This is a genomic window from Amycolatopsis cynarae, from assembly GCF_026802195.1.
Taxonomy (GTDB): domain Bacteria; phylum Actinomycetota; class Actinomycetes; order Mycobacteriales; family Pseudonocardiaceae; genus Amycolatopsis_E; species Amycolatopsis_E rhizosphaerae.
Genome location: NZ_CP113836.1, coordinates 2747821 through 2761938, shown reverse-complemented (window position 1 = coordinate 2761938; position 14118 = coordinate 2747821). Strand labels below are relative to the sequence as shown.

Below are 14118 nucleotides of genomic sequence, written 5' to 3'. Positions count from 1 at the left end.
AGTCCATGTAAATGCGCCGTGGCTGGAGGGCCGGAGCCCGGCCGAGGCGGAGGCCGGCGAGCCCCGGCATGTCCGCGAGCTCGTTTCGGGGTCCGCTGTGGACAGATCCCGCCGGGTGTTGCCCAGCCCGAGTCAGCTCACCACGGACCGGGCCTCCGCGAAGTGACACGCCGAGAGGTGCCCGCCGGTGCGCGGTTCCAGCTCCGGCACCTCGGTGGCGCAGACATCCTGCGCCTTCCAGCACCGCGTGCGGAACCGGCAGCCCGACGGCGGGTCGATCGGGCTCGGCACGTCGCCCTCCAGCCGGATCACCTGCCGCTGCCCGCGCAGCCTCGGGTCGGCCACCGGGACCGCCGAGAGCAGCGCCTGCGTGTACGGGTGCGAGGGCCGCTCGTAGATCTCCTCCTCGGTGCCGATCTCCACGATCTTGCCCAGGTACATCACCGCCACGCGCGTGGACAGGTGCCGGACCACGGACAGGTCGTGCGCGATGAACACATAGGAGAGTCCGAACTCCCCCTGCAGCTCACCGAGCAGGTTCATCACCTGCGCCTGGATCGAGACGTCCAAAGCGGACACCGGCTCGTCGCAGATGATCACCTTCGGCCGCAGCGCGAGCGCCCGCGCGATGCCGATACGCTGGCGCTGCCCGCCGGAGAACTGGTGGGGGTAGCGGTTGAGGTGCTCGGGGTTGAGCCCCACCACCTCCAGCAGCTCACGCACCTTCCGCGCACGCGAACCCTTCGGCGCCACCTCGGTGTGGATCTCGAACGGTTCGCCGACGATGTCGCCGACGGTCATCCGCGGGTTCAGCGACGTGTACGGGTCCTGCAGCACGATCTGGATCTCGCGCCGCAACTGCCGCAGCTCGCCGCCGCGCAGCTTGAAGATGTCGCGGCCCTCGAACGTCGCCCCGCCGGCGGTCGGCTCTTCGAGCCGCATCAGCACCTGCGCGAGCGTCGACTTGCCGCAGCCCGATTCGCCCACGACACCGAGCGTCTCGCCCGGCATCAGATCGAACGAGACCCCGTCCACGGCCTTGACCTGCCCAACGGTGCGCTTGAACAGCACTCCCTGGCGCACCGGGAAGTGCTTGACCAGGTTCTGCACGCTCAGGATCGGCTCAACCACGGTTTCCGACCACCTCTTCGGCGAAGTGACACGCACTGACCCGGCCGAAACCGAGGCGGTGCAACGACGGCCGTTCCTCCGAACAGCGTTGTTCCGCCCGCTTGCACCGCGGGTGGAAGGGGCAACCGGGTGGGATGTCGAGCAGGCTCGGCGGCAGGCCCTTGATCGTCTCGAGCGTCTTCCCTCTGAGGTCGAGCCGCGGCAGCGCGTCCATCAGTGCCGCCGTGTACGGGTGGCCCGGCGAGGAGAACAGCTCGTGCACGTCGGCCTGCTCCACGATCCGGCCCGCGTACATCACCGCGATGCGGTCGGCGACCTCCGCGACCACCCCGAGGTCGTGCGTGATGAGGATCAGGCCCATCCGCCGTTCCCGCTGGATCTCCCCGAGCAGGTCCAGGATCTGGGCCTGCACGGTCACGTCGAGCGCGGTCGTGGGCTCGTCGGCGATCAGCAGGTCGGGGTCGAGCGCCAGCGACATCGCGATCATCACGCGCTGGCGCATGCCGCCCGAGAACTGGTGCGGGTAGTCCTTGATGCGCCGCCCGGCGGCTGGGATGCGGACCAGGTCGAGCAGCTCCACGGCGCGTTTGCGGGCGTCGTTCCTGGACAGTCCTTGCCGGACGCGCAGCTGCTCTTCGATCTGGAACCCGACGGTGAACACCGGGTTGAGTGCCGAGAGCGCGTCCTGGAAGATCATCGCGATCTCCGTGCCGCGCAGCTCGCGGCGCCGCTCACTCGTGGCGGTGAGCAGGTCCTCGCCCCGGTAGCGGATCGAGCCGCCGGTGATCACGCCGGGCGGTGTGTCGAGGATGCCCATCACCGTCTGCGCGGTCACGCTCTTGCCGGAGCCCGACTCGCCGAGCACCGCCAGCGTCTCGCCGGCGTGCACGGAGTAGCTGACGCCGTTGAGCACGCTGGCCACGCCGTCGGAAGTGCGGAACTCCACGTGGAGGTCGTCGACCTCGAGCAGCAGCTCGTTGGTTGTTTCCGTCATCGGCCGCTACCTCGACTTCGGGTCGAGCGCGTCGCGGATCCCGTCGCCGAGCATCACGAACGCGAGCACGGTGACGGTGACGAACGCACCGGGGAACAGGAGCATGTGCGGGTCGGCCCGGAAGTAGTCGCGCGAGTCGCTGATCATCACGCCCCACGAGACCACCGGCGGCCGCACACCGATACCGAGGTAGGCCAGCGTCGCTTCGGCGCCGATCGCCGCGCCCAGCGCGATGGTGGCATACACCAGCACCGGGGCGAGTGTGTTGGGCAGCAGGTGCCGGAACACGATGCGCGGGGTGCCGGCGCCGAGCGCACGGGCGGCTTTCACGTAGTCGAGTTGCTTCGCGACGAGCGTCGCCGAGCGCATGATGCGCATGGCGACCGGCCAGGTCAGCACCGCGATGGAGCAGACCACCTGCACGATGATCGTGACCGCGCCGGGGCTGGAGCCCGGCGCGTTGAACGTCGTGAGGATCACGATGGCGCCGAGCACGAAGGGCAGCCCGGCGAAGATGTCGCCCAGCCGCGAGAGCAGGCTGTCGATCAGCCGGCCGTAATAGCCCGCGAGGATGCCGACCAGCGACCCGAAGAGCACGGTCAGGATCGTCGCGAACACACCGACCAGCAGCGAGGCCCGAGCGCCGTAGATGGTGCGCGCGTACACGTCGTAGCCCTGGTTGTCGTAGCCGAACCACGCGTCGGCCGACGGGCCCTGATTGGCCTTCGCCAGGTCGCTGAAACCGGCTTCACGGTGGGAGAACAGGCCGGGCGCGATGGCGATGAGCACCACGAGCACGATGATCCCCGCAGAGATCACGAAGGCGGGCTTGCGGCGCAGCTGGCGCCAGGCGTCGCCCCACAGGCTGCGGGGCTTCTTCGTCTCGGTCGCGGAGTCGTCGGAGTCACTGATGCGTGACAGCTCCACCGCGTCGGCGACTCCGCTGCCCCCGCCTCCGACGAGGTTGGGTTCAGTCATAACGGATCCTTGGGTCGAGAACGGCGTAGAGCAGGTCCACGATCAGGCTCATCAGCAGGTACACCAGCACGAGCAGCACCACGACGCCGGTCACGGTGGCGCTCTCCCGGTTCTGGATGCCGCGGAAGATGAGGCCGCCGAGCCCGTTGATGTTGAACACGCCCTCGGTCACGATCGCGCCGCCCATCAGCGAGCCGAGGTCGACGCCGAGGAAGGTGAGCACCGGGATCACCGAGTTGCGCAGCAGGTGGATGCCCACCACCCGGCTGTCCGGCTGCCCCTTCGCGATGGCCGTGCGGATGTAGTCGGCGTGGCGGTTCTCCGCGATCGACGTTCTCGTCAGTCTCGCGACGTAGGCCATGGAAAGGCTGCCGAGTGCGATGCCGGGGACGATCAGCTCGCCGAAGGAGGGGTCGTTCGACACGCTCGTGCCGATGATGCCGAGCTCCGTGCCCAGCACGATCTGCAGCACGATCGCGGTGACGAACACCGGGAGCGAGATCAGGAACGTGGTGGAGACCAGCACCAGGTTGTCGAGGAAGCCCTTGCCGCGCAGGCCGGTGAGCACACCCGCGGTCACGCCGATCACGGCCTCGATGAGCACCGCGACGAGTGCCAGGCGCAGCGTGATCGGGTACGAGTTGCCGATCAGCTGGCCGACGGAGTTGCCGTTGAAGGTCTCGCCCCAGTCGCCGGTGAAGAGGCTCCCCAGGTACTTGAAGTACTGGACGATCAGGTTGTCGTTCAGGTGGAACTTCTCGGTCATCAGGTCGATGTAGGCCTGGGGGCAGGCCGTTTGACCGCATTTGCCGGAGAACGGATCTCCGGGGACGGCCCAGACCAGTGTGTAGATCAGGAAGGTGGTTCCGAAGAACACCGGGATCAGCTGGAGCAGGCGTCGCAGCACGTAACGAATCATGCGTTACTTCCTAGGAGTGCGCGCCGGGCGGGCCGCGGACCGTCCGGCTGGGACGGTCCGCGGCTGCCCTGGTGGCGGGACGTCGATCAGCGCGTCACTTGATGACCTCGACGGACGAGTAGTCGGCGCGGCGGCGGAAGTCGAGCGTGACGGTCTTGACGTGGTCGGACTTCGCGGCCACCCCCTTCTCGTCCCATACCGGGATCGAGGGCAGGTCCTGGGCGATGAGGTCCTCCGCCTGCTGATAGAGCCTGATCGCGGCGTCCTTGTCCGCGGTGGAGTCGGCCTGCCGCAGGAGGTTGTCGACGGCCGGGTTGGAGTAGGTCGAGTCGTTGGACGAGGCACCCGTGCGGTAGATCGGGTTGAGGTAGTCCTCGATCGACGGGTAGTCCGCGGACCAGTCGGAACGGCCCATGCCGGTCAGCTTGTGGCCGGTCACGATGCTGCGCCACTGGCCGAAGTCCGTCGCCGGCACGAAGTCGCACTCGACACCGAGCACGTTCTTGATGCTGTTGCACGCGGCCACGAGCGGCTCCTTGCGGCCACCGTCGGCATTCGAGGCGATGGTGAGCTTGCCCTTGAAGCCGGACCGCTGGAACGCGGTCTTGGCCGCCGCGGGGTCGAACTTGCAGAACTGGCAGACGCCGGGCCGGTAGCCGGCGATGCCCTGCGAGACATAACCGTCCGCGGGCACGTAGGTGTCGTTCATGACGGTCTTGGTGATCTGCGCGCGGTCGATCGCCATCGAGATGGCCTTGCGCAGGTCCAGGTTGTCATAACCCGGCACGTAGTACGGGACCGCGATGGCGCTGATGGCGAGCAGGTTGCCGATGACCAGGTTGTTCTTCAGGTCGGTCTTGTACTTGTTGCCGGCCAGCGACGATGGCGGGAGCGTCTCGATGAAGTCGACCCGGTTGCTCAGCAAGTCCTGGTACGCGGTCTCCTGACTCGCGTAGATCTTGACGACCAGATCCTTGAACTTGACCTTGTCCTGGCCCTGGTAGTCGTCGAAGCGGGTCAGCCTGATGTCCACGTTGGGCGTGCGGCTCACGAACTTCATCGGGCCGTTGCCGATCGGATGCGCGGCGAAGGCCTTCGGGTCCTTGAAGAACACGTCCGGCAGCGGCGCGAAGGCCGTGTAGCCGATCTTGGTGGTGAACACCGAGAAGGGCGCCTTCAGCGTTACCTGGAACTCGTAATCGCCCTTCACGACCAGGCCGGACATTTTGTCCGCGGTCGGCTTGGCGTTCTCGTCGGCCGGGTGGACGTCGTCATAACCCTGGATGTTCTCGAAGAACGTGCTGTTGATCTGGCCGTTGGGGGCGTAGGCGCCGTAGTTCCAGGCGTCCACGAAGTTCTTGGCCTTGACCTCGGTGCCGTCGTGGAACTTCCAGCCCTGCTTGATCTTGATGTCGTAGACCTTCGAGTCGGTCGTGGTAATCGACTCGGCCATCTGGTTGTACGGCTGTGCGTTGTCACCCCGGTAGGCGACCAACTCGGAGAACATCGGGTCGACGGCCTTCGAGCCGCCGAGCTCGTTGGTGTTCGTGGGAATCAGCGTGTTCTGCGGTTCGGTGCCGTAGACGGTGAAGGTCCCGTTCGGATCCACCTCGCCGGGTGACCCGCTGCTGCCGGCCCCACCGCCGCAGGCGGTGAGCACCAATGACAAGGTCGTCACCACCGCAGCGGCTCCCCAGAATCTGCGTGAACCCCACATGTTCCACCCCGTCTCGTGTTCCGAAAAGTGAGACGCACGGTATCGGGAAACGGCGCTTTTTCACCAGATCGCGGGGTTGCGAATGAGTGACGAACTTTTCCTTCACCCAGAAAGATCAATACCAAGGTAGCATTGGCTCACGGAGGGTGCCCGCGCTGATCCACACAGGCACGAGACGACGCCACGCGGTCGAGGATGTCGCAGCCATTGACGATCAGCTGGTCCGGACCACGCAAGCCGCGCTGTCCGTGAACACGTGGACGATCACCACTTCCCGCCGGACGGCAGCAGGCCGCGCGCCTAATCTGCCGGATGGGAGCCCGGTGTGTGGCCGAAGGTGCGCCGGAAGACAGCGATGAACGCGCTGGCCGACGACCAGCCGCACCGGTACGCCACCGTCGTGACCGATTTCTTCCCGGCCAGCAGGACCAGTGCGTGCTGAAGCCGCAATTGGGTGCGCCACTGGGGAAAGCTCATGCCGAGGTCGCTGCGGAACAGCCGGGACAGGGTGCGGTCGCTGGCGCCGACCTGACGGCCGAGTTCGGCGAGGGTGCGGTTGTCGGCCGGATCGGCTTGCAGGATCTCGCACAGTGCGCGCAGCGGAGGCGAGGCCGGGGTGGGCAAGTGCAACGCCTGCTGGGGACAGGCCCGCAGTTGGTCGAGCAACACCGCGCGCAACCGGGAGCGCTCGGGGCTGTCGTCGTCGGGGGCGTGGGTGTAGGCGATGATCAGTTCGCGCAGCAGCGGGCCCACGGCGAGCACGGTCGGGACATCCAGGCCGAGCGGGTTGTCGGTCGCGGGCAGCCCCACCAGATGCAGGTCGAGTTCCCCGTGGGCCTGGTGGGCGTGGACGGTACCGGCCGGCACCCAGATGGCGCGGTTGCCCGGGACGACCCAGGAGCCCGCGCTGGTCGTGACGGCCAGCACGCCTCGGCCCGCGTAGACGATCTGATGGTCATCGTGCCGGTGGGCGTCGATCGCGCCGCCCGGCGCCAGCCGCCGGGTGCACGTCGGAGCGATCGGCGTGTGGCGGACTTGTGTCATTGTTCGGCAGCTTATTGAAAGCGCGACACGAGGGTGGGCCCGGACCATGGCGGGATGCGAAGGAACACCTCGATCACCCTGCTGGCGATCGGACACGCCTGCGTCGACGTCTACCAGGGCGCAGTGGCGTCCCTGGTCCCGTTCTTCGTCGCCGAGCGCGCTTACAGCTACGCCACCGTCTCCGGCATGGTGCTGGCCGCCTCCCTGCTGTCCTCGGTGGTGCAACCGGCGTTCGGCGCCTTGACCGACCGCTGGGCGATGCCCTGGCTACTGCCGGTCAGCACGCTGCTGGGCGGTGCGGGCCTCGCTCTGAGCGGGGTCAGCGGCTCCTATGGACTGACGGTGCTGTTCGTGGCGATCTCCGGGGTCGGCGTGGCCGCCTACCACCCCGAGTCCGCGCGGGTTGCCCGGATCGCGAGCCAGGGCCGCCACAGCGCCATGGGCTGGTTCTCCACCGGCGGCAATCTCGGCTTCGCCCTGGCTCCGCTCATGGTCGGCGCGGTGGTGGGGGCCGGCGGGCTGCGCCTGACGCCGCTGCTGGCGCTGCCCGCGCTCGCGGGCAGCGTGCTGTGCCTGCCGGTGCTGCGCGCGCTGGGACCACGGCAGGCCGCCGGGACCGCCGTGGCGGGGCCGGCCGGAAACGATGACAGGGCTTCGTTCGTGAAGCTGTCGCTGGCGGTAGCGTGCCGCTCGATCGTCTTCGTGGGACTGAGCGCGTTCCTCTCGCTGTACGCCCAGCAGCGGATGGGCGGCAGCACCGCGGCGGGCACCGTTGCCCTGTTCGTGCTCTACCTCGGCGGCGCGGTCGGCTCCGTGCTGGGCGGCACACTGGCGGGCCGCTGGGGCCGGGTCACGGTCGCGCGCTGGTCGTACCTGATCTCGATCGGCGCGGTCGCGGGCGTGGTGTTCGTGCCGGGCCCGGCCCTGTACCTGTTCGTGGCCCTGACCTCGGCCGGCCTGTACGTCCCGTTCTCGCTGCAGGTCACGCTCGGCCAGGACTACCTGCCCTCGCGGGTCGGCACCGCCAGCGGGATCACCCTCGGGCTGGCCGTCAGCATCGGCGGCCTGGCCAGCCCCGCCATCGGCAGTCTGGCCGACGCGACCTCGCTGCGGACCGCCTTGGCGCCTCTCGTCCTGATGCCGGCCCTGTGTTGGCTGCTGTTCCGCACCCTGCCCGAACCCACCGCACCACGCCTCGACCTACCCTCTCCCGTCCAGAAGTCAGGCCAACGCTGACGAACTTGCGGCTGTCCCGCCGAAAGCGTTTTCTTCCAAGAGATCGCTGGGCAGAATCGGGATCGTGAAGCCCGTCAACGCCAACGGACGGCCCGGACAGCCGGGCCTGGTGTGGTATGTCAGCTACGGCTCCAACATGAACGCCGCCCGGTTCGGCTGCTACCTCGCGGGCGGGACACCCGATGGCGCGAAGCGCGGGTTTCCCGGCTGCCGGAACCCGCAGCCGCCCAGCGCGACACGCGGGTGCCACCTGCCCGGCGGGATCTACTTCGCGACCGAGTCGCCGGTCTGGGGTGGCGGTCGCGCGTTCCACGATCCGGCGTTACCCGGGACGACACCGGCGAGGGCGTACCTGATCACCGCGGGCCAGTTCGCCGACGTCGCCGCCCAGGAGATGTACCGGGAGCCGGACGGCGACCTCGACCTGTCCGGGGTGCTGGCCACCGGGCGGGTCCAGCTAGGCCCCGGCCGCTACGAGACCTTGCTGTGCGGTGGTGAGCTCGACGGACACCCGATGCTGACGTTCACCGCGTCCTGGTCCTCCACCGATGTCGAACTCGTCGCACCCTCAGCCGGATACCTGCGAATGCTGGCCACCGGTCTGTGCGACGCGCACGGCTGGGACATCACCCGCGCGGCCCGCTATCTCGCCGAACTACCCGGTGCGCTCGGCACGTGGACACCCCAGAGCATCGCCGCCATCCTCGGCAGCCCGCAGGCCGAGTCCGAGTGAACCCACGAACAGTACTTCCGCTGCGCATGCTTATTCCGGGGCACCCTCCATTTCCTGGTGGAATCGGCGAACTGGCTGGCGACCGAATGGGCGCTCCATGCAAGGGATTCGTCCGGCACACCGGCCCGGTACCGTGGGACGGCCAGAACGGGAAACCACTCGCTTTCACCTGGTGACAGCGCAACCGACAAGAAGCGCACGCCGAAGAGGAGTCCACGGTGCTTTACGAACTGTCCCATCTCGCATTCAAGCTCTACACGGTGCAAAAGGCACTGTCCTCGTTGGAGGCCTACACCTCAAGCGCCGGCACCAGCGGCAAACTGCTCGGCTGCTGGGAGACCGAGCACGGCGTCATCGTCGGCCGGGTACTCCTGCTCCGGGAGTTCGAGGACGCCGATGCGCTCGCCGGGGAGCGGCAACGGATCCTCACCAGCTCCGATCCTTTCGGCGTCGGCGAATACCTGGAGTCGTTCAGGATCGAAAGCTACGCGCCGTTCCCGTTCGTCCCTCCCGTCCAAACCGGACGGTTCGGCGACGTCTACGAATTCCGCACCTACGAACTCAGGGTCGGGGGGCTGCTCCCCACCATGGCGGGCTGGGAGGCGGCGCTACCCGAGCGCACGAAGCTCTTCCCGCTCACCACCGCGATGTACGGACTGGACGGAGTCCCGCGCATCACCCACATCTGGCCCTTCCCCGACCTCAACGAACGCCTGGCCATCCGGCGCGAGTCCTACCAACGGGGGATCTGGCCACCGGAGAACGGCCCGGAAAACATCGCGCACGCGACGTCCACCATCGCGATTCCGACCGCGTTCTCGCCCTTGCACTGAGCCGAGCCGCGACCACGGCGGCGCGCACACGGGCACCGGTGCGTTCGGAACGGACCGGGTGCTGTCACGACTTCAGCCGGGTCATGGCGAGGTCGTGCGCGGCCTGGGTAGTGGAGATGTTCTCCCGGTCCGCGCGGCCGAGCACGTCGCGGATCACCTCACCGACGCCGAGCACCCGGTTCCGGGCCCGCTCGAAGTCGTGGCCGAGCAGTTGCTCCGCCAGGAAGATCAGACCACCGGCGTTGACGCAGAAGTCCGGCGCGTAAAGGATGTTCCGGCGTGCCAGGTCCTGTGCGTGCTCCGGTGCGCCGAGGACGTTGTTCGCGCCACCGGCGATCACCTGGCATCGCAGGGCGGGAATCGTGGCGTCGGTGACGATTCCGCCGAGCGCGCACGGGGCGAGCACGTCGCAGTCGAGCGCCAGCAGGTCGGCGGGGTCCACTACCCCGGCGCCGGTCTCGGCCGCGAGGTGTTCGGTCCGGGCGGGAAGAACATCGGCGACGGTCACGTCCGCGCCTTCGGCAACGAGTAGCCGCACCAGCGCGGCGCCGACGTGCCCCGCGCCCTGGACGTTCACCCGGAGCCCACCGAGACCGGTCCGGCCGAGACGATGCCGCACGCACGCACGGATTCCTTCCAGGACACCGAGCGCGGTCATCGGCGACGGATCGTCCTGCGCGCAGACCGGGGAAGTCTCCTCACCGATCACCGCGATGTCCTGCTGTGTCGTGCCGACGTCGTTGACGGGGATGAACCGGCCGCCGAGCGTGGCGATCGCCCGTCCGTGCGCGCGGAGCAGAGCGTCCGCCTTGTCCTCGTGCGGGTCGCCGAGGATGACGCTCCAGCCGCCGCCGAGGTCGAGCCCCGTCGCCGCCGCTTTGAGCGTCATCGCCTTGGCGAGGGATGCGCATTCGGCGATGGCGGCGTCCTGGGTGGGGTACGGCCGCATGCGCACGCCACCGAGCGCGGCGCCCAGTGTCGTGTCGTGCACGGCGATGACCGAGCGCAAGCCGGTCTCCTCGTCGTGGCACAGCAGGACCCGCTCGAAACCTTCCGCCCCCAGTTCGTCAATGTTCACGCGTCTCCCCTTTTTGCCTGTCCGACTTGGGTTTTCGCCGCGCCACCGCGACCCCCGCGAGGCACATCGCCCCACCGGCGAAGGACAGCGGCGCGGGTATCTCGCCGACGGCCACCCACGACAGGGTGATCACCACCGCGGGGACCAGGTAGGTGGTGGCGCCCATCCGGCCCGCGGTCGTCCGCGAGAGCGCGTATGCCCACGTGGAGAAGGCGAGCGCGGTGGGGAACAGTCCCAGGTAGATGATCGCCCCGATCGCCCGCGGTGGCGCCGAGGAGATCTCACCGGCCAGGTTCCCGGCGAACGGCAGGCAGACGAGGGCGCCGATCGCACTGCCGAACGCGGTGACCTGAAGCGCGGAAGCGTGCCGCAGGGCGGGTTTCTGCGCGACAACCCCTGCCGCGCTGCCGACCGCGGCCAGCAGGCACAGCAGGACTCCGGTGACGCTGGTTTCGCCGCCGCCCGACGAGGCGAACCCGACCAGCGCGGCACCGGCGAACGCCAGCGGGATCCCGGCGATCAGTTGTGGGGGGAAGCCCTCGCCCAACAGCCAGCCACCGAGCACCGCCATGAGGACCGGACCGACATTGATGACCAGGGACGCGGTGCCCGCGTCGATGCGCTGTTCACCCGCGTTGAGGGCGACCATGTACACGCCGAACCACAGGATTCCGGACGTGATGATGCCCGGCCACGCGGCCCGTGGCGGAAAACCCTCCTTGCGCACCAGGAGAACTCCGCCGAGCGCAAGCGCTCCGGTGACGAGCCGGCCGAACGCGAGCACCCCCGGGGAGAGGTAGGAGCCCGCGTCCCGGATCACCACGAACGCCGACGACCAGAGCACCACGGTCACCGCGGCCGCCAACAACGCCTTGGCCTCGGTGCGCCGCTGGGCCGTCGCGGTGTTCAAGCCCGGTCTCCCGTCAGTTCCGGCGTCAGTTCGCGGTCCGTGCCGATACGGGCGCAAATCATAGCGACGCCGGCGGGAGCGCGCAGCGGAGCACGCCGAGTTCGGCTTCCGCCTCGGTCCGTCCGCCCGGCAGCAGCAAGAGTGTGCAAGCCCGTTCGTGGCGTGCGCCGATACGCTCCCAGCGCTCCACGGCTTCCCGCAGCGCGGCGGTGTCGCGATGCAGGCGTCCGTGTGCCCTGGCCAGGCATGCGGCGGCCCAGGCGTTCTCCCGGCCCGCGGGTGCGGCGGCGGCGAGCCACGCGGGCGCGTCGGGTAACCCGGCCACAACCGCCGCCTCGGCCGCGATAGCCCACGCGTACGCGTCGTAGAACTGGTGCGGCGCCTGGTCCCACGCGGGAAGGGCACTGGGGTTCACGGCCGCGGAGACGGCTTCCGCTCCGGCGCCCCGCCACAGCGCCTCTCGTGGCACGGCGAAGGCGGCGAAGCTCTCATAGAGTCCACTATGGACGCCGGGGTCGGACATCTCGCGGGCCCGGGCCAGCCAGTCGTCGTATTCCGCCCGCCGTGCACGCAGGCCGTGCACCAGGCCCGCGGCGTGCACCGCGGGAGCCATCCAGCGAGCGGTGGGACGTCCGACACGCACCCAGGCGTCCCACATGATCCGGGCGTACTCGAGAGCCTCGTCGAAGCGGCCGGTCAACGTCAGCGGGATGACGAGCTTGCTCGCCCGCATGTACTCGCCGCGCAGTTCGTCCTGCCAGGACCGCTCGGCGGCGCGGATCGCACCGGGCAGGCGGCCGGCCGCGAGCGCGACCAGCGGAACCACGTGCAGGGTGTCGACGATCTCGACGCCGATGCGCGGATCGTGCCGGGGCAGCCGGTCGAACAGCCGGAGGCGCTCGTCGCAGGCACGATAGGCGTCGGCGAAGCGGCCTGCCGAGCCGTCGGCACTGCTGACCGCGTCAAGTGCCGCCGAGACGAGGACCGCTTCCCCCGTTGCCCGTGCGGCCTCCAGCGCGACCTCGGTGAGGACGGGATCCGGGGTGGTCTTGAGGCCGGTCGCGTTCCACGCCCTCGCGGCGGCGAGGTAGGCCTCGGCCAGCGAGTCGCCGGCGGGTGCGGCGCCCTCGGCCTCCGCCATGAGCTCGCAAAGCCGTTCATGCGGCACGAGATCGGTGAAGGTGGCGGGAAAGCGGTTTCCCACGCACACCGCGTAGGCCAGCGCGATCGCCTGGCCGGCGGGATCACCGCCGAGACGGGACCGGCGCGCGGCCTCCAGCAGCAGGGCGAACGCGGGTTCGCCGCGATGTTCGGTCATGGCGACGTCCGCCGCCGTGCGCAGGTCCACCGCGGCCGTCCGGTCATCCGGTGCGAGCGCGGCCGCCCGCTCGAACGCGGCGCGTGCTTCCACCAGGAACTGCCGCGCGTAAAGCAGTTCGCCCAGCGCACGGGCGAGGCGGTGCGACTGTTCGCCGGCGGCCGAGGCGGCGCGGACCGCGGCCCGGAGGTCGTCGGCGATCCGGTCGAACCGCGCACGCCAGGACTTGCCGTCTTCAACCTGGCCACGCAGCCCGGCGGCGGTGCTCGTCGCCCATTCCCGCCGCCGCGCGGTCACTTCCGGCAGTTCGCCGGAATCCCTCAGCCGCGCGATCGCGAATTCCCGGACCGGACGGGGCAGCCGCCACTCGCCGTCCCGCCGCACGAGCAGTTCCCGCGTGGCGAGGCGGTCGAGGCGGTCAGCGGCCTCGTCGACCGGAACCGCGGCGAGAGCGGCGGTCATGGCGACGTCAAATCCTTGGCAGAACAGGGAAATCGTGCGGAGGAACCGTTGCTCGTCCCCCGCAAGCCGTTCGTAGGCCCACGCGAGGACGTCCCGCAGGCAAGCCGGGCCTGTGACACCGAGGCCGTGCGTGTCTTCACCCGTGGTCAGGATCGCGGTCGCGAGCGGAACCGGCGCTCCGTCCTGGTGCGCGGGCACCACCTGCTCCCCGGCGAGGCCGAGAGGATGCTCCGAAGTGGCCAGGATGACGAGCTCGGGACAACTCGCCAGCAGGTGCCCGGCGAGTGCCGCGGCCTCGGGCGGGCTCGCGTCGCAATGGTCGAGCACGAGCATGCAGCGACCTTCGCGCAGCGGGCCGCACAGCGCTTCGGCCAGGGGTTCCGCGGGGCGTTCGGTGACGTCCAGCGCGGTGGCGACGGCCTGGGCGAACGTGGCGGGAAGCGGACCAAGTCCGGCGATCCACACACCTGCCGGGAATTCGGGCGAAGCCTCCCGCGCACCGGCCACGGCCAGCCGTGTCTTCCCGGCTCCGGGCGGGCCGGTCAGGGTGACCAACCTGTGCACCGACAGAGCTTCCCTCAGGTAAAGAAGTCCTTTTTGGATATCGGAGCTCATCTCGCCGTGCCGCAGCCCGCTGGTCCAGTCCACTCCCGCCATTATGCACAGGGTCGTTGTTACCGACAAGTGATCCCAGCGGGTGGTCTCGATCTTCGCTCGACCGCGGGAAGATCGAGATCATTTCTCGTCGATCCGTTTTCGCGGCAC

At 69.1% G+C, this 14118-nt stretch carries 12 protein-coding genes; 3 read left to right on the top strand and 9 right to left on the bottom strand.

Annotated elements, in window-relative coordinates; translation table 11 throughout:
• Positions 1-132 precede the first annotated feature (132 nt).
• From ORV05_RS13065 to ORV05_RS13040, 6 genes are all read right to left on the bottom strand, one after another.
• The gene (locus ORV05_RS13065; protein WP_268758754.1) at positions 133-1131 is read right to left on the bottom strand and encodes an ABC transporter ATP-binding protein; all 999 of its coding nucleotides are present in this window, start codon (positions 1129-1131) and stop codon (positions 133-135) included.
• On the bottom strand, positions 1124-2125 hold the full coding sequence (locus ORV05_RS13060) for an ABC transporter ATP-binding protein (protein WP_268758753.1): 1002 nt from the start codon (positions 2123-2125) through the stop codon (positions 1124-1126). The genes ORV05_RS13065 and ORV05_RS13060 overlap by 8 nt, the downstream gene beginning before the upstream one ends.
• A 6-nt stretch (positions 2126-2131) precedes the next feature.
• Positions 2132-3103, bottom strand: coding sequence for an ABC transporter permease (locus tag ORV05_RS13055; protein ID WP_268758752.1), 972 nt, complete (start codon positions 3101-3103; stop codon positions 2132-2134).
• Positions 3096-4022 (bottom strand): ABC transporter permease, encoded by a 927-nt coding sequence (locus ORV05_RS13050; RefSeq protein WP_268758751.1) that lies wholly within the window; start codon positions 4020-4022, stop codon positions 3096-3098. The genes ORV05_RS13055 and ORV05_RS13050 overlap by 8 nt, the downstream gene beginning before the upstream one ends.
• 94 nt (positions 4023-4116) lie before the next feature.
• Positions 4117-5739, bottom strand: a complete 1623-nt coding sequence (locus ORV05_RS13045) for a peptide ABC transporter substrate-binding protein (RefSeq protein ID WP_268758750.1) — start codon at positions 5737-5739, stop codon at positions 4117-4119.
• 300 nt (positions 5740-6039) lie between these two features.
• The gene (locus tag ORV05_RS13040; protein ID WP_268758749.1) at positions 6040-6783 is read right to left on the bottom strand and encodes a helix-turn-helix transcriptional regulator; all 744 of its coding nucleotides are present in this window, start codon (positions 6781-6783) and stop codon (positions 6040-6042) included.
• A 54-nt stretch (positions 6784-6837) separates the two neighbouring features.
• Here ORV05_RS13040 and ORV05_RS13035 point away from each other — a divergent pair, with 54 nt between their 5' ends.
• The 3 genes from ORV05_RS13035 to ORV05_RS13025 all read left to right on the top strand — a co-directional run bounded on the left by ORV05_RS13035 (position 6838) and on the right by ORV05_RS13025 (position 9585).
• Positions 6838-8019, top strand: a complete 1182-nt coding sequence (locus ORV05_RS13035) for an MFS transporter (protein WP_268758748.1) — start codon at positions 6838-6840, stop codon at positions 8017-8019.
• A 64-nt stretch (positions 8020-8083) separates the two neighbouring features.
• Positions 8084-8752 (top strand): histone deacetylase, encoded by a 669-nt coding sequence (locus ORV05_RS13030; protein WP_268758747.1) that lies wholly within the window; start codon positions 8084-8086, stop codon positions 8750-8752.
• Between the two features lie 218 nt (positions 8753-8970).
• On the top strand, positions 8971-9585 hold the full coding sequence (locus ORV05_RS13025) for an NIPSNAP family protein (protein WP_268758746.1): 615 nt from the start codon (positions 8971-8973) through the stop codon (positions 9583-9585).
• 64 nt (positions 9586-9649) lie between these two features.
• Here ORV05_RS13025 and ORV05_RS13020 read toward each other — a convergent pair whose 3' ends face one another.
• From ORV05_RS13020 to ORV05_RS13010, 3 genes are read right to left on the bottom strand one after another with little or no spacing between them, the layout of a single operon-like run.
• Complete coding sequence (locus tag ORV05_RS13020) at positions 9650-10663, bottom strand: Leu/Phe/Val dehydrogenase (RefSeq protein ID WP_268758745.1); 1014 nt, start codon at positions 10661-10663, stop codon at positions 9650-9652.
• A complete protein-coding gene (locus ORV05_RS13015) occupies positions 10653-11573 on the bottom strand; it encodes a DMT family transporter (RefSeq protein WP_268758744.1) in 921 nt (306 codons plus the stop codon). The genes ORV05_RS13020 and ORV05_RS13015 overlap by 11 nt, the downstream gene beginning before the upstream one ends.
• A gap of 58 nt (positions 11574-11631) precedes the next feature.
• Positions 11632-14010: a hypothetical protein gene (locus ORV05_RS13010; RefSeq protein ID WP_268758743.1), complete on the bottom strand. Its 2379-nt coding sequence runs from the start codon at positions 14008-14010 to the stop codon at positions 11632-11634.
• Positions 14011-14118: the final 108 nt, after the last annotated feature.

Bases quoted from the DNA above. Each gene is read 5' to 3' on its own strand.
- ORV05_RS13060 (WP_268758753.1), bottom strand. From the start codon at position 2,125: ATGACGGAAACAACCAACGAGCTGCTGCTCGAGGTCGACGACCTCCAC.
- ORV05_RS13055 (WP_268758752.1), bottom strand. From the start codon at position 3,103: ATGACTGAACCCAACCTCGTCGGAGGCGGGGGCAGCGGAGTCGCCGAC.
- ORV05_RS13050 (WP_268758751.1), bottom strand. From the start codon at position 4,022: ATGATTCGTTACGTGCTGCGACGCCTGCTCCAGCTGATCCCGGTGTTC.
- ORV05_RS13045 (WP_268758750.1), bottom strand. From the start codon at position 5,739: ATGTGGGGTTCACGCAGATTCTGGGGAGCCGCTGCGGTGGTGACGACC.
- ORV05_RS13040 (WP_268758749.1), bottom strand. From the start codon at position 6,783: ATGACACAAGTCCGCCACACGCCGATCGCTCCGACGTGCACCCGGCGG.
- ORV05_RS13035 (WP_268758748.1), top strand. From the start codon at position 6,838: ATGCGAAGGAACACCTCGATCACCCTGCTGGCGATCGGACACGCCTGC.
- ORV05_RS13010 (WP_268758743.1), bottom strand. From the start codon at position 14,010: ATGGCGGGAGTGGACTGGACCAGCGGGCTGCGGCACGGCGAGATGAGC.